The sequence below is a fragment of the Kocuria marina genome, assembly GCA_014652975.1.
Taxonomy (GTDB): Bacteria; Actinomycetota; Actinomycetes; order Actinomycetales; family Micrococcaceae; genus Kocuria; species Kocuria marina.
In genome coordinates, this window is record BMZV01000002.1 from 203672 (window position 1) to 222545 (window position 18874).

Genomic DNA, 18874 nt, shown 5'->3' on the forward strand with positions numbered 1-18874 from the left:
TGTTCCACGAGCCGATCCCCAGCGCGGTACCGGCGGGCGCACCTACCATGTTCAGCATGCCCCTTCCCCGGTTCCGCCAGCCCTCCGACGACCGCGCCGCACCGGCCCCCGCCGGCCCCCGACCCCGCGGCGTGCGGCTGGGTCTGCTGCTGGGCGTGGAGCTGTTGCTGGACCGTTCGTGGTTCCTCATCGCGGGGCTGACCCTGGTGATGTACGGGCCCGTGCTGTGGCGGTTGTACCCCGAGCTCGGCTGGCTCAACCTACTCCTGGCCCTGGGCTTCGCGGTGGGCCTGGCCCTGAGCGTGCTGGTGCACGAACTCGCCCACGCGCTCGCGGGTCGCGCGGCCGGGTGGCCAGTGACCCGGATCGTGCTGACCCTCATGGGTGGGCACACGGCGTTCGGCAGCGTGCGCACCACGCCGCTGCCCACCGCGCTCGTGTCCCTGGCCGGACCGCTGAGCAACGTGGTGCTCGCCGCGCTGGGCACCGGTGTTCTCTTCGTGACCGCGGACAGCCTCGCGGGCCCGGGGTGGGCGCTCGTCCAGTTGCTGATCCTGGCCAACTGGATCCTGGGGTTGTTCAACCTGCTGCCCGGACTGCCGCTCGACGGCGGGCGCGTGGTGGAGGCGATCGTGTGGGCACTGACCCGCTCGGAGGCCAAGGGCACGACCGTGGCCGCGTGGTGCGGGCGCGGGATCGCGATCCTCACGGTCGCGTGGTTGCTGTGGGCGCAGGTATGGCGCCAACCGGTGGTGCTCGTGATCACACTGCTCGTGGCCGGGTTCATCTTCATGGGCGCGGGGCAGGCGCTGCGCCAGGCACGCGTTCTGGGCGTGCTCGACGCCGTGCGGGCCGGGGGTGTCGCGCGTCCCGCGATGGAGTTCTCCCCGACCACGCCCCTGGCCCTCGTGGACGCCACCGTCATGGCCGCCACGGGGGACGACTACCGGGGATGGACCCCGGACGTCGTCGTCCGTGACCGCGGTGCCGTGGGCCTGCTGGACCCCGAGCTCGCCGAACGGGTGGCACCGGCGCACCGCGGCGTCGTCGCCGTGGGGGACGTAGCCGAATGGCACCCCGCGGACGCCACCGTGGACCCGGGCACCCCCGGCGGCGAACTGGCCCGCGTGCTGGAGACCGGGCGCCGCGCCTGGGTGTGCGTCGTGGACGGTGCCGGTCACGTCACGGGCGTGGTGCACCACGAGGACCTCGCACGCTTGGCCCTGCGCGCCTGATCGCTCCATGAGCGCGGTGGGGGCCATCGCCGCGGGGCGTGGTGATCCGATCGGGGCTACGGTGGGAGAATGGCTCGGGGCGGCCCGCGGTGCGGGCGTACCTACGGAGCCGGACGGCCCCGACGACGACCACGCGTGAGAGCGAGCAGATGAGCGAGCAGCAGGAATCCCACCCGAACCCCACCGGCGCCACCGTGCGGGGAGCAGCCAACCGGCGCGGCCCGTTCCGCTCCGGCGAGCGCGTCCAACTCATGGACGAGACCGGGAAGATGACCACCATCACCCTGGTGGACGGAGGGGAACACCACACCCATCGCGGGGTGCTGGCACATGAGCTGTTGGTCGGCCAACCCGAGGGCACGGTCGTGTCCAACACCTCGGGGATCCAGTACCAGGCGCTGCGGCCACTGCTCAAGGACTTCGTGCTGTCCATGCCCCGCGGAGCCGCGGTGGTCTACCCCAAGGACTCCGGGCAGATCGTGACCATGGCGGACGTCTTCCCGGGCGCCCGGGTCGTGGAGGCCGGGGTCGGTTCCGGCGCGCTGACCATCTCCCTGCTGCGCGCGGTGGGGGACGAAGGCCACGTCCACTCGTTCGAGCGCCGGGAGGAGTTCGCGGAGATCGCCCGGGGCAACATCGAGACCATGTTCGGCGGCCCGCACCCCGCGTGGGAACTGAGCCTCGGGGACCTCGCGGAGGAACTGGGCGCGCGGGAGGAGCCCGGGTCCGTGGACCGCGTGATCCTGGACATGCTCGCCCCGTGGGAGTGCCTCGACGCCGTGGCCACAACCCTCGCGCCCGGCGGCGTGGTGATCTGCTACGTGGCCACCGTGCCGCAGTTGTCCCGCGTGGCGGAGGCCATGCGCGCGGACGGCCGCTTCACCGAGCCCGAGGCCTCGGAGACCATGGTGCGCGGGTGGCATGTGGAGGGGCTCGCGGTGCGCCCGGACCACCGCATGGTCGCGCACACCGGGTTCCTGATCCAGTCCCGCCGACTCGTGGACGGCGCACCCAGGTTGGCTCCGAAGCGGCGCGCTTCCAAGAGCGAGTACACGGAAGAGGATCTGCAGGCGTGGACTCCCGTGGCCCTGGGTGAGCGCGTGGTCTCGGACCGCAAGCTGCGCCGCGCGGGCCGCGATGCGGCGTCGTTGGCCGAGCACGCCGCGCGTTCCCAGCGGGAGATCGACGAGCAGGCCCGCGCGGACGGGGGTCAGGTGCGCGATGACTGAATCGGGCGGCACCGCGGGCCGTTCGGCCGCGGACATCACCCAGCGCCAGATCAACATGCTGCGGGACCAGAAGCGCAACCTGGACAAGCAGCTCGCGGCGGTGGGATCGCAGAACGAGAAGCTGGTGCGGTTGCTCAACGCGTCCCGCCAGGAGATCGTGACGCTCAAGAAGACCCTCGCGGCGGAGGCCGAGGCGCCCGCGACGTTCGCCGTGGTGCTGCAGGTCAACCACGGTCGCCAGCCCTTGGGGGAGGCCACCGGGAACGGTCCCGTGGTCACGGGCCCGTCGGTGGACGTGCTCTCCGCGGGACGGAAGATGCGCGTGGCCCTGAGCCCTCTCGTGTCGCTGAGTGCGTGCGAGCCCGGACTGGGGGTGCTGCTCAACGAGCACTACGTGGTGATCGCGGTGCTCGACTACGAGCGCACCGGGGAGGTGGCCACCGTCAAGGAGGTCATCGACCACGACCGCGTGCTCACCGTGGGCCGCTCGGACGAGGAACGCGTGCTGTTGCTCTCGGGTCGGTTGCGGCGTGAGCGCCCCAAGCCCGGGGACGCGCTGACCGTGGACCACCGCACGGGCTTCGCCCTGGAACCCGTGGAACGCACGGACGTGGAACAGCTCGTGCTCGAGGAGGTCCCGGAGGTCCGCTATACAGACATCGGCGGGCTGGGGCCTCAGATCGAGGCGATCCGCGACGCCGTGGAACTGCCCTACGTCCACCCGGACATCTACCGTGAACACGGTCTGCGCCCGCCCAAGGGCATCCTGCTCTACGGTCCCCCGGGCAACGGCAAGACGCTGATCGCCAAGGCTGTTGCGCGCTCGCTCGCCGAGCGCAGCGCGGCCAAGGCCGGGCGCGCGCGGCCCGAGGGCTACTTCCTCAATATCAAGGGTCCCGAGCTGCTCGACAAGTACGTGGGGGAGACCGAGCGCCAGATCCGCTCGATCTTCGCGAACGCGCGCGAGCAGGCGGCGCGCGGGATCCCCGTTGTGGTGTTCTTCGACGAGATGGACTCGCTGTTCCGCGTGCGCGGTTCGGGGCTGTCCTCGGACGTGGAGACCACAATCGTGCCGCAGTTGCTCACGGAGATCGACGGCGTGGAGCAGCTCGACAACGTGATCGTGGTGGGCGCGACCAACCGCGAGGACATGATCGATCCCGCGGTGCTGCGCCCCGGTCGCCTGGACGTGAAGATCCGCATCGACCGCCCGGACGAGCAGGGCGCGCGGGAGATCTTCTCGCTGTACGTCACCGAGGACCTGCCCCTGCGTGAGGACGATGTCGCTCGCGCCGGCTCCCGCGCGCAGGCCGCCCGGGAGCTCGTGGACGCCGCGATCGGGCGCATGTACGCGCGCACCCCGGACACCGAGTTCCTCACGATCACGTACCGCGACGGCGGCCAGGAGACCCTGTACTTCGCGGACTACGCGTCCGGAGCGGTGATCCGCAACGTGGTGGACCGCGCCAAGAAGCAGGCCATCAAGACGCTGCTGACCACGGGCCGGCGGGGGATCACCTCGCAGCACCTCGTGGACGCGGTGAACCAGGAGTTCCACGAACAACAGGACCTGCCCAACACTGCGGACCCGGAGGACTGGGCCCGATTGACCGGTCGGCGCGCGGACACCATCCAGGACGTCCGGATCGCGGTGGACCGCCCCGGGGTCTCCGGCACGCAGCGTCCGGACGGGGGCGCGGCATGACGGTACGGCGGATCATGGGCAGCGAGACCGAGTTCGGTGTGCTGGCCCAGGGTGAACCGGGTGCGAACCCCACGGTGCTCTCGACCCGCGTGGTCACGGGGTACGCCGCGTGGGTCGCCCGACGGCTTCGGGAACAGGAGGCGGCACGCGGGGAACGGTCCGTGGGCTCGGCCGGGCCCACGCCATCGGACGACGCCGCCGCGCAGCCCGGTTCCCCGGACGCCCCGCTCGGCACAGGGTGGGACTACGGTTCCGAGACCCCGCTCGCGGATGCCCGGGGGTTCACCGTGGCCCGCGAGGACGCCCACCCGAGCCAGCTCACCGATGAGGCGCCGGTGCTCACCGCGGAGGAGATCGCCGCGGAGGCGATCAGCGAATCCGCGATGTACACGGAGGACCTCGACTGGCGCCGCGTGATCATGAACACCGTGATCCCCAACGGCGCGCGGGTCTACGTGGACCACTCCCACCCGGAGTACTCGTCCCCGGAGGTCACCACACCCCTGGACGCGCTCACGTGGGACGCCGCGGGGGACGTGGTGGCCGCCCGCGCCGTGGAGTACCTCGCGGAGGTTTCTACGGGGACGGATGCCGCGCCGGTGAACCTCTACAAGAACAACACGGACAACAAGTCGGTGTCCTACGGCGCGCACGAGAACTACACCGTGGAACGCGCCGTGCCCTTCGAGCGGATCACCGCGGCCCTGCTGCCGTTCTTCGCGTCCCGGCAGATCATGTGCGGTGCAGGCCGTGTGGGCCTGGGGGTGGACGGTTCATGTCCTGGGTTCCAACTGAGTCAGCGCGCCGACTTCTTCGAACGCACCGTGGGGCTCGAGACCACGATCCACCGCCCGATCGTGAACACGCGGGACGAACCCCACGCGGACGACACCCGCTACCGGCGCCTGCACGTGATCATCGGGGACGCCAACCTCTCCCACGTGGCCACGCTGCTCAAGTTCGGGACCACGTCCCTGGTGCTGAACCTCGTGGAACACGACCGGGCGCCGCGCCTTGAGCTTGAGGATCCCGTGGCCGCGCTGCAGGCCATCAGTCACGACCCGTCCCTGCGCACCACGGTGGCGCTCGCGAACGGTCGGGAGTTGACCGCGGTGGAGCTGCAGCGCGAGTACTACCGCGCAGCGTTGGCGCTGGAGACCGAGCTGGCCCCGAACGGGTTGGACGAGGACACCGCCCACGTGCTGCAGACCTGGGACGAGGTGCTCACGGACCTCGCCGAGGACCCCGCGCGCTTGTCCGACCGGTTGGACTGGGCGGCCAAGTACGCGCTGCTCACCGCGTACCGCACACGCGACGGTCTCGCGTGGGACGATCCCCGGCTCGTGGCGATCGACCTGCAGTACGCGGACGTGCGCCCCGACAAGGGGCTCTACCACAAGCTCGCGGCCGCCGGACGGATCCGCACCCTCGTGGACCACGAGCGGATCACCGCGGCCGCGGACCATCCGCCGATCGACACCCGCGCGTACTTCCGGGGCACCGCGGTGTCCCGGTACCCGCGGGACATGGTCGCGGTGGGCTGGGACACACTGACCGTGACGTTCCCCGGGATCCGCCGGGGAGCGCGGGTCAGGATGCCCGAACCCCACGACCTCACCCGGGACACGTGCGAGGACTGGTTCGACGCCCCGGACGTCGAGACCTGGATCGAGCGCGTGGCCGCGAACCGGCCCGCCCTCGTCACGGGCAGCGACATCGGCTGAACCGCCCGGTCGGGCGCAGCACACCTCATTCGAGAAGCCACAGGAGGACACCATGGCACAGGAACGCATCTTCCGCACCGGATCCCGCCGCGAGGAGGAACCGGACGCCCCGGCCCCCGCGACCCCGCCCGCCTCGGGCGCCGCACAGGCCCAGCGGGACACCCAGGGCACCGACGACCTGCTCGCGGAGATCGACGGCGTGCTCGAGACCAACGCGGAGGCCTTCGTGAAGGGCTTCGTGCAGAAGGGCGGCCAGTAATACCGTGGAACGGCGGATCTACGGGATCGAGACCGAGTTCGGCCTGATCCACAGCGCACCGCAGGGCCGTCCCCTGGGTGCGGACGAGACGGCGCGGCGGCTGTTCGCACCGGTGCTCGCGTGGGGGCGGGCCTCCAACGTGTTCCTGCCTAACGGCGGGCGCCTGTACCTGGACGTGGGTTCCCACCCCGAGTACGCGACGGCCGAGGCCGCAACCCTGCACGACGTCGTCGCCCAGGACGCCGCCGGCGAACGGATCGTGGACGACCTGCGCGCTCAGCTGCAGGAGAGCCTGGACGCCGAGGGCGTGGGCGGCACGGTGCACCTCTTCAAGAACAACGCGGACTCCGCCGGCAACTCGTTCGGCTCGCACGAGAACTACATGATTGCCCGCCGCACGGAGTTCTCCCGGCTGGTCCAGCACCTGCTGCCGCTACTGGTGACGCGGCAGATCCTCGTGGGCGCGGGCCGGGTGCATCCGGACGGGCCGCCGCCCTTCGGCTCCCTGGCCCTGGGGGACGGGCGCCCCGGCTACTCGTTCTCCCAGCGGGCGGACCACGTGTGGGAAGGGTCGTCCTCGGCCACCACCCGCTCCCGCCCCATGATCAACACCCGGGACGAACCGCACGCGGACGCCGAGCGCTACCGCCGGCTGCACGTCATCACGGGCGACTCGTCCATGTCCCAGACCACCACGGCGCTGAAGATCGGTATCACGGACGCGGTGCTGCGCATGATCGAGGCGGGCCAGATCCTGCCGGACCGCACGCTCGCGGACCCGGCTGCCGCCCTGCGACAGGTCTCCCACGACCTCACCGGTTTGGCACCGCTGGAGCTGGCCGCGGGGGGCTACCGCTCGGCGATCGAACTGCAGCGCGAGTACCTTGAGGAAGTCACCCGGTTCGTGCAGCGCCACGGCGCGCACCACGACCGCCTCGACTGGGTCGTCGGGCTGTGGGACCGTGGGCTGCGCGCCGTCGAGGAGCAGGACAGCTCGCTGGTGGACCGCGAGCTGGACTGGGCCATCAAGAAGAAGCTGCTGGACTCCTACGCGAGCGCCCACGGGATGGACTGGTCCCACCCCCGCATGGCGCAGTTGGACCTCGCTTACCACGACACCTCCGTGCGCCACGGACTTTTCCATATGCTGGAGCGCCGCGGTGCCGTGGAGACGTTCGTGGCCCCGCAGGACGTCGAGCGCGCCGTCGTCGAAGGCCCTCCCACCCGGGCGCGGATGCGCGGGCGGTTCGTGGCCGCGGCCCACGACGCCGGGGTCAGCACCACCGTGGACTGGGTGCACCTGAAGCTCAACGGGGAGCACCAGCAGAGCACGGTCATGTGCAAGGACCCCTTCGCCACCACCCAGCCGGACGTCGATGAGCTGATCGCGGAGATCACCTCCGGACGCGCCTGACCCCACCCGCCCGCAGTGTTCCGGGGACTCTCCCAGCCGCGGCCCACGCGGGTCCTCTACATTGGCCCCGAGCCAGCACCCCGATGACGAAAGGTCACCCCCTCGTGCGAAAGATCATCCCTGCCGGCACCGCCGCGCTCGCCCTGTCCCTGCTGCTGACCGGCTGCGGCGGGGGCTCGGGCTGGGACTCCGTGGAACTGTCCGCAGACCCCTCGCAGGGCACCGCGCCGTCGGTGTCCTTCAAGACCCCAATAAAGGTGGACGACGCGCAGACCAAGGTCCTGAAGGAAGGGGACGGTGAGGAGATCCACGCCGGCGACAGCATCATGCTGCAGGCGGCCCTGTACAAGGGCTCGGATGGTTCCTCGCTGGGGGACACCTACAGTCAGGGTGCCGGACAGGTGCTGACCGTCAACGACGAGCTCAAGGACTCCCTGCCGCAGATGTACGACGCCCTGACGAAGGCCAAGGAGGGGGAGATCATCGCGTACAGCTCTCCCAAGACCAGCGGCGCGGCCTCCGAGGGGGACGACTCCACCTCGGTGGAGGTCTACCAGGTGACCAAGAAGATCATGCCGTCGCTCAACGAGAAGATGAAGACCCCCTCCAAGGGCATGCCCAACGTTACGCAGGACGACAAGGGCACCCCCACGATCGCCAAGCCCTCCGGTAGCGAGCCCAAGGAGCTGAAGACGGACGTGCTGATCAAGGGGGACGGTGACACCGTCAAGGAGTCGGACACCGTGATCGCGAACTATGTGGGCGTGCGCTGGGCGGACGGGAAGTCCTTCGACTCCTCCTACGAGAAGGGCACCCCGGCCTCCTTCCCCCTCAACGGTGTGATCGCCGGCTGGAAGGAGGGTCTGGAGGGCCAGAAGGTGGGCTCGCGCGTGGAGCTGGTGATCCCCACCGACAAGGCCTACGGCACGGAGAAGGAGCTCGGCAAGGACTCCCAGTACCCCGCGGGCGCGCTCGTGTTCGTGGTGGACATCCTCGGCACCACACCCACCCCGAAGACGGAGACCGCGAGCCCGCAGGCCTCGGCGAGCGCCACTCCCGGTGCGTCCACGGCACCGAGCGCGAGCCCGGAGTCCTCTGCGTCCGGCAAGTGAGACACGGCTACACTGTGTGCTCGGCACGGCCCCGCCCGGGGGCCCACGACGAAAGGTAGAGCCCGTGTCATTCGGACAGCGCAAGCTTGATCGTTCCAAGCCGGAGATCGACTTCCCCCAGGACCCGGTTCCCACCGAGCTGCGGATCGTGGACGAGATCCAGGGCACCGGCCGGGAGGCGAAGGTCGGGGACACGGTCTCGTGCCACTACGTGGGTGTCACGTACTCGGGCGGCGAGGAGTTCGACGCCTCCTGGAACCGCGGTGAGCCGCTGGGCTTCACGGTGGGCGTGGGGCAGGTCATCCAGGGCTGGGACCAGGGTCTGCTGGGCATGAAGGTGGGTGGTCGGCGTCGGCTGGAGATCCCCTCCGAGCTGGCGTACGGCTCGCGCGGCGCCGGCGCCGTGATCGGCCCGGACGAGTCCCTGATCTTCGTGGTGGATCTGCTCGACGTCCGCTGAATGGCGCCCTCCGCGGGGCCCTCGGCGCGCCGTTCCACCACGGCGTCCGCTGAGCGGCTCCTCAACCTGCTGATCGCCCTGCTCGACCGCGAGTCCGGGTACACCCGTGAGCAGCTGCGCGCGATCGTGCCCGGTTACGACCGCGCCGGGAACCAGGACGCGTTCGAGCGCATGTTCGAGCGCGACAAGGCGCACCTGCGCTCACTCGGGTACCCGGTGGAGGAGATCCCGGACGACGACCCCTGGGCCTCGGACGCGCAGCTCACCCCGCGCTACCGCGTGCCCCGGGGCTCGTACCGGCTGCCCCGGGTACGGTTCAGTGCAGAGGAGTCCGCGGTGCTCGCCGTCGCGGCGGACGCGTGGAACGACGCTGCCCAGGACCGGCTCGCACGCCGCGCCCTCGACAAGCTCGAACCGGCGCTCAGCGGCGAGGCCGCGCCGGGCCGGGACCTGCAGCCCACCGTGGCCGTGGCGGACCCCGCCTTCGAGCCGCTGCTCTCGGCAGTGCTTGCGCACCGCACAGTGCGCTTCGACTACGTGGACCGCACCGGGGCATTCTCCCAGCGCACGGTGCAGCCGTGGGGTGTGGGCTCCCGCTACGGAGCCTGGTACCTCGCGGGCTGGGACACGGACCGGCGTGCACAGCGCACGTTCCGGCTCTCCCGCATCATCTCCGAGGTGGAGACCACGCGCGAGACGTTCGAGCCGCCCCGGGACTTTTCCATGGGCGGTCAGCTCGCGCGCATGGTCAGCCAGCCGCCGCAGCTGTGCGTGGTGGTCCATGTCCGCCAGGGCGCGGGCCAGCTGCTGCGCCGCATTGCCGCGCCGTCCGACTCACCCGCGTGGCGGGCCCCCGAGGGCTACGACGCCGTGCAGCTCGCGGTGCACGACACCGAGTCCGCGGCGGAACACGTGTGCGCGGCGGGCCCGGACGCCCGGGTGCCCCGCGAACCCGTGCCCGGCGTTCGGGGCGACGCCGCACAGGGCGGGAGCGCCCCGACGGCCGAGGGCGGGCCGTCGACCGAACCCGATTCGACGAGCGACGACGCCCCGACCGCCGAGGACATCGCGACCCAGAACGCGGTCGCCGACGCCGTGGCCCGCAGACTCCGTGACGCGCGGGCCTTCCAAGCGCGGATGCCCGGCGTGGACGTGCGTTGGGGCAAGCAGCGCCGTCACGGCGCGGCCAAGGCCAGCACCGAACAGCACCTCGCGCGGCTGCTACACATCGTGCGCCACGTCTACGCCCACCAGGGCGCGGAACTCGAGGAGACGGCCCGGCACTTCGGGATCACGGACGCGGAACTCGTCAACGACCTGCAGACCCTGTTCGTGTGCGGGCGCCCGGGGCACATGCCGGACCAGCTCATCGACGCGTCCTGGGACGACGGCCACATCTACCTGGGCAACGCGCAGGAACTGTCCGAACCCGTGCGGTTGACCGTCCCCGAGGCCAGCGCGCTGCTCATGGGGTTGCAGACCCTGCAGGCCGTTCCGGGCGGTGACAGCAGGGTCGTGCGCTCGGCCATGCAGAAGGTCGCGACCGCCGCGGACGCGCTGCCGCTCGCGGACGCGCTTTCGGCACCGGACGCCGACGCCGCCGCGGAGCCCCGTGACAGCGCGCTCGTCACCCGCCTGCGGGACGCGATCAAGAACGGCCGGCGCGTGCGGTTGCAGTACCTCGTGGCCTCCCGGGACGAGGTCACGGAGCGGCATGTGGACCCCGTGCGGATGATCTTCTCGGACGGGCAGCAGTACGTGCGGGGCTGGTGCCTGCAGGCCAATGCGCCGCGCACGTTCCGCACCGACCGGATCGTGGGCTGCGAGGACGTGGGTGAGGCCGAGGTGCACCCGCGCATGGAATCGGAGGTGCGTTCGAGTATCCAACCGGCCAAGCGTCGTCCGGTCCAGGCCGTGGTCGTCACCGATCGGCGTGGGCGGTGGATCGTGGAGCATTACCACGCCAAGCGCTTCGTGGAGGTCTCCGTGCCCTCGGCACCGGGGGAGACGGAGGAATCCGACGCCGCGCCCCGGGAGGCGAACTCCCAGCCGATTCCCGGGTCCCGCGCACGCGCGGCGCGGGGGCCGCGTCCACTGCCCGAGTACGTGGCCGCGGAGGTGGACTTCCCCACACTGGATGCACTGTCGTCCCTGGTCACACGGCATGCGGGACACGTGGGCGTGGTCTCACCGCCCGAGGCCGTGGCCGCCGTTGAACAGTGGTTGAACAGCAGTTGTCCCGAGCCCACCCCCGGGCGCCCGTAGCCCTCGACTGCCTATACTGGGGCCATGCTGTGGTGGATGTGGGTCGTGCTGTGGACCGTTCTGGTCCTGGGCGCTGCCGCGTTCATCGGGTGGGTGCTCTACCGGGTCGTGCGCACGCAGGTGCTGCCCGCGCTGGACGAGATCGAGCGAAGCGGTACCGATTTCGCCACCCGCTGGAACGCCGCGGCCCAGGGACACTCCACGCCGTTGCGCACACCCGCCCCGCCAGCCATGTTCACCCCGGTGGACGAGACCCGCGCCGCCTACCGTAGCGGCCGGGACCAACGACAAACAGCTCGGCTCATCCGCAGGATGCAGCGCAGGGACACCCTGGGGCAGCCCCAGAGGTATTCGGACGTGCGCCGGGTTGAACAGAAAGGACTCCGCCATGGGCCGCTTGTTTGACAGCCCCCTGACCCTCGTTTTGATCCTCGTGGTCATCCTGCTCCTCTTCGGTGCCCCCAAGCTGCCCGGGATGGCTCGTAGCCTGGGCCAGTCCCTGCGCATCTTCAAGTCCGAGGTCAAGGAGATGAAGCGCGACGACGATCCGAACGTGACCGTCAACGGCCAGCCGGTCGCCGATGGCCAGCCCGTCGCGGGCACCACCGCCGCGCAGTCGAGCACCCAGCCCACGGTGCAGCCCTCGGTGCAACAGCCGGCCGCCGAGCAGCCCACCGTGATCACCCCGCAGCCGGGCCAGCCCGCGCCCACCGTGGACCAGAACCAGCGCCCCACCGCCTGATCCCGGCATCGTCCGTCGGGACCCGCGCGGGGCCGAGCCGCACGGCTCGGCCCCGTCGCATGCGGGTGAACGGCCCGTCAGAGAGGACAGGGACCCATGTCCACCACGGATTCCGGGAAGGCCCCCGGTTCCACCCGGCAACAGCGCCGGGAACGCCGCAAGAGCACGTCGCGGCGGCACAACCCGCAGGCCCAGATGGCGCTCAAGGAGCACCTGCGGGAACTGCGTAACCGCCTCATCAAGTCCGCCGTGGCCACCGTGCTGGGCGCGGTGCTCGGCTTCATGGCGTACGAGCCGTTCATGCAGTACATCACCGAGCCGCTGCAGCGCCTGGCCGAGTCCGGGCGCACCGCGACCATCAACTACTCCTCGGTGGGCGGGTCCTTTAACATCATGGTGGAGGTCGCCGTGGTGCTCGGGCTGATCTTCGCGTCGCCGGTGTGGCTGTACCAGTTGTGGGCGTTCATCACGCCCGCGCTGCACAAGAACGAACGCCGCTACGCCATGGGCTTCCTCGCCGCGGCGATCCCCTTGTTCCTGGGTGGGTGCGCCCTGGCCGTGACCGCGCTGCCCGCGGCCGTCTACGCGCTCACCGCGTTCACGCCCGAGGGCGGGGCGAACTTCGTGGAGGCCGGGATCTACCTGCGCTTCTTCCTTCAGCTCATCCTGACGTTCGGGATCTCGTGCGTGGTCCCCGTGCTGCTCGTGGGTCTCAACGTGCTGGGCCTGCTGTCCGGGCGCACCGTGCTCAAGGCGTGGCGGATTGTGGTGGTGGTCGTTCTCGTGATCGCCGCGATGGCCGCGCCGGGTCCGGATCCCGTGACCATGCTCTACCTGGCCATCCCGCTGCTGGTGCTGTTCTTCGTGGCCGTGGGGCTGTGTCTGTACCTGGACCGGCGTCGCGCCAAGAAGCAGGCCCGGCAGGCCGCCGCGACCGGTGCCAACGCGGACCGGGGAACCTCGGCGGAAGCGCTGCGCTCGATGGGCAGCACCGCCCACCAAGACTGATCCGCCCCGATTCCCGGGGTGTCAGAGGCACCGCGTAGGGTGGGAGCATGTCTTCCCCCGCCGAACGGTACATTGCCGCGAAGGCTCGCGCGGCCCACGTGAGCACGGAGCTGTCGGCCTTCGAGAACACCGTGGACTTCGAACTGGACCCGTTCCAAACGCAGGGGTGCCGCGCTCTCGAGGAGGGCCGGGGAGTGCTCGTGGCCGCCCCCACGGGCGCGGGAAAGACCGTGGTGGGGGAGTTCGCGATTCACCTCGCACTGACCCGGGGTAAGAAGGCCTTCTACACCACGCCCATCAAGGCGTTGAGCAATCAGAAGTTCCACGAGTTCTCGCGCCGCTGGGGCTCGGACCGTGTGGGTCTGCTCACGGGTGATACGTCCGTGAACTCGGAAGCGGACGTGGTCGTGATGACCACCGAGGTGCTGCGCAACATGCTTTACGCGGGCTCGTCCACCCTGGCGAACCTGGGGTTCGTGGTCATGGACGAGGTGCACTACCTCGCAGACCGCTTCCGCGGTGCGGTGTGGGAAGAGGTCATCATCCACCTGCCCGAGCACGTCCAGCTCGCGTCCCTGTCCGCGACCGTCTCCAACGCCGAGGAATTCGGTGCGTGGCTCGACGACGTCCGCGGCAGCACCGACGTGGTGGTCTCCGAACACCGTCCGGTCCCGCTGTGGCAGCACGTCCAGGTGGGGCCGCAGCTGCTGGACCTGTTCGTGGACGACACCACGGTCGAGGAGGCCGCGCAGCGCCACTCGGACAAACACCGGGACGAACCCGAGGTCAACCCCGAGCTGCTGCGGTTGTTCCGCGCCCAGCATCCCCGCGGGGGTCGGTCGGGTGGGCGCGGACCGGGTCACCGCAATCGCCGTCGTCACGGCGGCCGCCACCAGGAGCCCCGCACCGGGCGGCAGGAGCGGATCTCCCGCCCCCAGCTGTTGCGCCGGCTCGACGCCGAGGCCCTGCTGCCCGCCATCACCTTCATCTTCTCCCGCGCCGGGTGCGACGCCGCCGTGGCACAGTGCGTGGCCGCGGACCTGTGGCTCACCACGCCGCAGGAGCAGCGCACCCTGCGCGCGTTCGCGGCGGAGGCTACCGCGCACATGTCCACCGCGGACCTCGCGGCGCTGAACTACGAGGACTGGTACCAGGGCCTCATCCGGGGGATCTCCGCCCACCACGCGGGCATGCTGCCCGTGTTCAAAGAAGTGGTCGAGCAGCTGTTCTCGGAGGGGCTCATCAAGGCCGTGTTCGCCACGGAGACCCTGGCGCTCGGGATCAACATGCCGGCCCGTTCCGTGGTGCTCGAACGCCTCGACAAGTTCAACGGTGAGGCCCGCGTGGACATCACCCCGGGGGAGTACACCCAGCTCACGGGGCGCGCGGGCCGGCGCGGGATCGACGTCGAGGGCCACGCCGTGGTGCTGTGGCGGGACGGGATGAACCCCCAGGCCGTCGCGGGACTCGCGTCCACGCGCACGTACCCGCTGAACTCGAGCTTCCGGCCCACATACAACATGTCCACCAACCTCATCGCGCGCTACGGGGCCAAACGCTCCCGGTCCATCCTGGAGACCTCGTTCGCGCAGTTCCAGGCGGACCGCTCGGTCGTGGGCCTGGCCAAACGGGTGCGCTCCCAGGAGAAGACCCTCGAGGGCTACCGGGACGCCATGACGTGCCACCTGGGCGACTTCACCGAGTACGCTGCGCTCCGCCGTGAGCTCACGGCCGAGGAGAAGTCCGCGAGCAAGTCCCGCTCGGCGCGTCAACGTAACGACGCCGCGGTGGCCCTGCAGGACCTGCTGCCCGGGGACGTGATCGAGATCCCTCAGGGCCGCAACGCCGGGTGGGCCGTGGTGCTGCGCGAGGACGCGCACCCCTTCGACCCGCGCCCCCACATTCTCACGGTGGACGGCAAACTGCGCCGGGTGGGTGTCAACGACCTGGACGGTTCCCTGGAACCCGAATCCCGGATCCGGATCCCCAAGCACTTCTCGGGGAAGTCCCCCCAGGAACGCAAGGACCTCGCCGCGACCGTGCGGGCCGCGTTGCACGAGCACCGTCCCGCGCGCGCCCGCTCGGGCGGTCACGCGATCCGCTTCGACCGGGGGACCTCCGCGCGCGATCACCGGATCGAGGACCTGCGCCGACGGTTGCGTTCGCACCCGTGTCATGGTTGTTCGGACCGCGAACAACACGCCCGCTGGGCGGAGCGCGCGTGGAAGCTCGAGAAGGACACCCAGGCACTGCGTAAGCAGATCGCCGGGCGCACCGGGAGCATCGCCGCGACCTTCGACCGCGTGTGCGCGGTGCTCACGCACTTCGAGTACCTCAACCCGGACGAATCCGGCCACCTGCAGCCCACCGCGGCGGGCGAACAGTTGCGCCGGCTCTACGGTGAGCGGGACCTGCTCCTCGCACTGTGCCTGCGGGACGGCTTCCTGGACGGACTGGACGCCCCCGGACTTGCCGGTGTCATGACCGCACTCGTCTACCAGCCCCGGCGCGAGGACCAGGGCGCGCGTCCCAAGATGCCCACGGCCCACATGGAGGAATCCGTCCAGATCCTGCTCCACAACTGGTCGGTGCTCTCCGCGCGCGAGGCCGAGCACCGATTGCCGCTCACCGCCGCCCCCGAGCTGGGGCTCGCGGACGCCATGTACCGCTGGGCCCGGGGCGCCACCCTGACCCGGACGCTCACCGGCACGGACTTGGCCGCGGGGGATTTCGTGCGCTGGGCCAAACAGACCGTGGACGTCCTGGACCAGTTACGCGGCGTGGAAGGGCTCGATCCCGAGCTGCGCGAGACCGCGGACCGGGCCATCGAAGCCGTGCGCCGCGGCGTCGTCGAGTACAGCGTCTTCGACCAGTAGGACAATGCCGGGCGCGGGGGTTCCGCACGCCCGGTCGGAGGGAATCACGTGAAGTCAGAACAACAAGCCGTGCGGGTGTGGATCAACGGATCGGTGTACTCGCCCGCTGACCCGTTCGCCACCGCCATCCTCCTGGACGGCGCGACCGTGGCGTGGGTCGGTTCCGACGACGCCGCCCGGGCCATGGCCGGCGCGGACGTCACCCCGGGAGACCTGCGGGCCGCGGTGGTCACCCCCGCGTTCGTCGCCCACCACCAAGTGGTCGGGTCCGGGCAGCTTCCGCGCGCCGAGCACGGCTACGGAGCCGTGGAACTGGTGAGCTCGGACCCCGACGCGCTCGACGCCGCGACGCGGGAGGTCCGCGCGGACGGGCTGCACGCCCTGCCGATCCTGGTGCGCCGCGCGCGGGACACCGACGAGCTCAACCCCTCGGCACTGCCGTCGCCCGCCCTGGGGTTCGACGCCGCTGCGTTCGGTGATCCCGCTGCTCTGGCCGATGCCGCGCGGGAGCACCTCGTGGTATGCACGCGAGTGGGGCTGCAAGCGGTGCTCGTTCTGCCCCCGTCCGGGGACGGCGCGTCGGAGAGTGGCTCGTTCGGGGACGACCCGTCCGGAAGCCGACTGTCCGGGAACGAGTTGTCCGGGAGCGACGCCTCCGGCAACGACCGCCCCGAGGACGATCCGGACGAGACCGCGGGGGAGGACAAGGCGTCGACGGAAGATGCGTCGTCGTCGGGGGATCCCCTCGTTGACGCGTTGCTGGACGCCGCGGACGCCGCCGCGGAGGAACTCGGCGGCCGGGCGTTCCATGCGCGGGGGCACCGGATCGTGGGCGTCGAACGGTTGTCCGAGGCCCAGTGCGAACACCTGGCCGATCTGGCGATCACCGTCTCGTGCGTGCCCGGACGGGCGCCGCTGCGGGACCTGTCCCGTGCCGGTGTGCCCGTGACGCTCATGACCGACGACCCCAATCCGTGGACCGCCGTCAAGGCGGCCCTCGAGGCACCCGACGAGCACCTGCGCACCTCCGCGCGCGCTGCGTTCCTGGCTCTGACCCGCGGGGTGTGGCGCGCTCACCGCGGGGGCACACCCCTCGCGGGGCAGCTCGCACCGGGCGCGGAGGCCACGCTCGCGGTGTGGGACGCCGAATCCGTCATGGTGCAACAGGCCCAGGGCACGGGCGCGTCGTGGAGCACGGACCCGCGGGCGCGCACGCCCGTCCTGCCCGCGCTCGACGATTCCCGCTTGCCGCGGTGCGAGGCCACCGTGGTGGCCGGGACGCTCGTGAGCGGCGCGGAACCGCGCCCGTGACGTAGCGTTTTCATCTTGGTCCTGATCGCCCCTGACGTTAGACTGAGTTCTTACTGCCGGGTGGGTTCATCCGTCCTTAGAAAACAGCGCGCGCCCTTCGGGCCGCTCTGGTCCGAAGGCGGATGGGCCCGCCCAGTGGTCTGTCCGGGCTCGGGTGCCCGGCTACCAGCGGCATGAAAGGACGCCCGGTGCGAGTTCTCACCATCATCCCCACGTACAACGAACGTGAACCGTTGCCCACGGTCATCAAGCGGCTGCGCGCCACCGTGCCGGACGCCCACGTGCTGGTCGCCGACGACAACAGCCCGGACGGTACCGGTGACATGGCCGATGCCATGGCCGAGCGGGACGGCAACATCCACGTCCTGCACCGACCCGCCAAGGAGGGCCTGGGGCCTGCGTACCTGGCCGGTTTCGCGTGGGGTCTCGAGCGCGACTACGACGTCCTCGTGGAGATGGACGCGGACTGCTCCCACCAGCCCGAGCAGTTGCCGTTGCTGCTCGACGCCGTGGAGCAGGGCGCGGACATGGCCATCGGTTCGCGCTACGTCCCGGGTGGACGCACCGAGAACTGGCCGCTGCAGCGACAGCTGATCTCGCGCGGTGGCAACATCTACTCGCGTGTCCTGCTGGGCACGTCCATCCACGACATCACGGGTGGCTTCCGCGCCTACCGGGACACCACGTTGCGGGCCCTGGACCTGGACTCGGTCCGCTCGCGCGGCTACTGCTTCCAGATCGACCTCGCGTGGCGCGCCGAGCGCCTGGGGCTGAAGATCGTGGAGGTGCCCATCACGTTCGTCGAACGCGAGGAGGGTGCGTCCAAGATGAGCAACGACGTCACCGTGGAGGCCGCCACGAGCGTGGCCAAGTGGGGCCTCACGGCCCGTGCGCGCACGCTCGCTGGGAAGCTGGGCCTGGGCCGCTGACCGGGCCGCTGCTCCGTGCCCGGCCGGCTCGCGGGTCGGTTCGAGCCACCGCGCCGGCATCGGCTCGCGCGCACCTGCTGTTCGTCCGACGGAACGACCCCCGCCCATCGGGCGGGGGTCGTTCCGTCGGTGTGTCGGCGGTCGATCACCGACCGCCCGGGGGAATCAGAGGGCGTGATGCTCCTTGTAGAACGCCAGCCGCTGCTCGAGGGTCTGCTCGAGTTCTTCCATGCTGCGCCGCTCCAGGAGCATGTCCCAGTGGGAGCGCTGGTGCTTCTCGTTGGGGTTCTCGGGCTTCTCACCGTTGACCAGGATGGCTTCCTGGCCGGTCTTGGTGGTCCACACCGGGGGGATCTCCGCCTCCGCCGCGAACATCACGGACACGGACTCGCCGTCCGCGGTGCGGTATTCCACGCGCTGACGCGGCGCGGGCTCCACCCCGGCCTCGGTTTCCATGGACTGGGAGCCCAGGCGCATCCCTCGTAGGCTGCGATCACTCACGCGACGATCCTTCCCGACGTACGTTCTCGTGGGCCGCGGGACGACGACGCTGCGGTGCGTTCACACCCGGCGTTCCGTCCTCGCGGGCCCACCCTTCGTTCTCC

At 70.7% G+C, this 18874-nt stretch carries 16 protein-coding genes; 15 read left to right on the forward strand and 1 reads right to left on the reverse strand.

The genetic code is table 11. The features are described 5' to 3' along the window. Positions 1-56 precede the first annotated feature (56 nt). From IE157_RS06090 to IE157_RS06160, 15 genes are all read left to right on the forward strand, one after another. Positions 57-1235: a site-2 protease family protein gene (locus IE157_RS06090; protein ID WP_318281353.1), complete on the forward strand. Its 1179-nt coding sequence runs from the start codon at positions 57-59 to the stop codon at positions 1233-1235. A 149-nt stretch (positions 1236-1384) separates the two neighbouring features. Further along, entirely contained in the window at positions 1385-2464 is a 1080-nt protein-coding gene (locus IE157_RS06095) for a tRNA (adenine-N1)-methyltransferase (RefSeq protein ID WP_193519447.1), read from the forward strand. Continuing rightward, positions 2457-4169 carry a proteasome ATPase gene (arc, locus tag IE157_RS06100; protein WP_144996785.1) on the forward strand — a complete coding sequence of 571 codons (1713 nt, stop codon included), beginning with the start codon at positions 2457-2459 and terminating at the stop codon, positions 4167-4169. The genes IE157_RS06095 and arc overlap by 8 nt, the downstream gene beginning before the upstream one ends. Then, positions 4166-5893 (forward strand): depupylase/deamidase Dop, encoded by a 1728-nt coding sequence (gene dop, locus IE157_RS06105; RefSeq protein ID WP_193519448.1) that lies wholly within the window; start codon positions 4166-4168, stop codon positions 5891-5893. The genes arc and dop overlap by 4 nt, the downstream gene beginning before the upstream one ends. Positions 5894-5945: 52 nt before the next feature. Beyond that, positions 5946-6152: a ubiquitin-like protein Pup gene (locus tag IE157_RS06110; protein WP_098055493.1), complete on the forward strand. Its 207-nt coding sequence runs from the start codon at positions 5946-5948 to the stop codon at positions 6150-6152. A gap of 4 nt (positions 6153-6156) precedes the next feature. Beyond that, positions 6157-7566 (forward strand): Pup--protein ligase, encoded by a 1410-nt coding sequence (gene pafA / locus IE157_RS06115; protein WP_193519449.1) that lies wholly within the window; start codon positions 6157-6159, stop codon positions 7564-7566. 104 nt (positions 7567-7670) lie between these two features. Continuing rightward, positions 7671-8678 carry an FKBP-type peptidyl-prolyl cis-trans isomerase gene (locus IE157_RS06120; protein ID WP_193519450.1) on the forward strand — a complete coding sequence of 336 codons (1008 nt, stop codon included), beginning with the start codon at positions 7671-7673 and terminating at the stop codon, positions 8676-8678. A 64-nt stretch (positions 8679-8742) separates the two neighbouring features. Then, the gene (locus IE157_RS06125; RefSeq protein ID WP_064846990.1) at positions 8743-9138 is read left to right on the forward strand and encodes an FKBP-type peptidyl-prolyl cis-trans isomerase; all 396 of its coding nucleotides are present in this window, start codon (positions 8743-8745) and stop codon (positions 9136-9138) included. Then, on the forward strand, positions 9139-11403 hold the full coding sequence (locus IE157_RS06130) for a WYL domain-containing transcriptional regulator (protein ID WP_193519451.1): 2265 nt from the start codon (positions 9139-9141) through the stop codon (positions 11401-11403). A gap of 24 nt (positions 11404-11427) precedes the next feature. Continuing rightward, positions 11428-11808: a hypothetical protein gene (locus IE157_RS06135; protein ID WP_098055482.1), complete on the forward strand. Its 381-nt coding sequence runs from the start codon at positions 11428-11430 to the stop codon at positions 11806-11808. After that, the gene (gene tatA, locus IE157_RS06140; RefSeq protein WP_064846993.1) at positions 11792-12145 is read left to right on the forward strand and encodes a Sec-independent protein translocase subunit TatA; all 354 of its coding nucleotides are present in this window, start codon (positions 11792-11794) and stop codon (positions 12143-12145) included. The genes IE157_RS06135 and tatA overlap by 17 nt, the downstream gene beginning before the upstream one ends. 96 nt (positions 12146-12241) lie before the next feature. Continuing rightward, complete coding sequence (gene tatC / locus IE157_RS06145) at positions 12242-13153, forward strand: twin-arginine translocase subunit TatC (RefSeq protein WP_438266969.1); 912 nt, start codon at positions 12242-12244, stop codon at positions 13151-13153. 47 nt (positions 13154-13200) lie between these two features. Further along, entirely contained in the window at positions 13201-16029 is a 2829-nt protein-coding gene (locus tag IE157_RS06150; RefSeq protein ID WP_193519452.1) for a DEAD/DEAH box helicase, read from the forward strand. Between the two features lie 48 nt (positions 16030-16077). Beyond that, the gene (locus IE157_RS06155) at positions 16078-17340 is read left to right on the forward strand and encodes an amidohydrolase family protein (RefSeq protein ID WP_193519453.1); all 1263 of its coding nucleotides are present in this window, start codon (positions 16078-16080) and stop codon (positions 17338-17340) included. A 188-nt stretch (positions 17341-17528) separates the two neighbouring features. Further along, the gene (locus tag IE157_RS06160) at positions 17529-18269 is read left to right on the forward strand and encodes a polyprenol monophosphomannose synthase (RefSeq protein WP_193519454.1); all 741 of its coding nucleotides are present in this window, start codon (positions 17529-17531) and stop codon (positions 18267-18269) included. A 165-nt stretch (positions 18270-18434) separates the two neighbouring features. On the opposite strand, the gene IE157_RS06165 is transcribed toward IE157_RS06160, so the two are convergent. Beyond that, positions 18435-18770: an RNA polymerase-binding protein RbpA gene (locus IE157_RS06165; protein ID WP_193519455.1), complete on the reverse strand. Its 336-nt coding sequence runs from the start codon at positions 18768-18770 to the stop codon at positions 18435-18437. Positions 18771-18874: the final 104 nt, after the last annotated feature.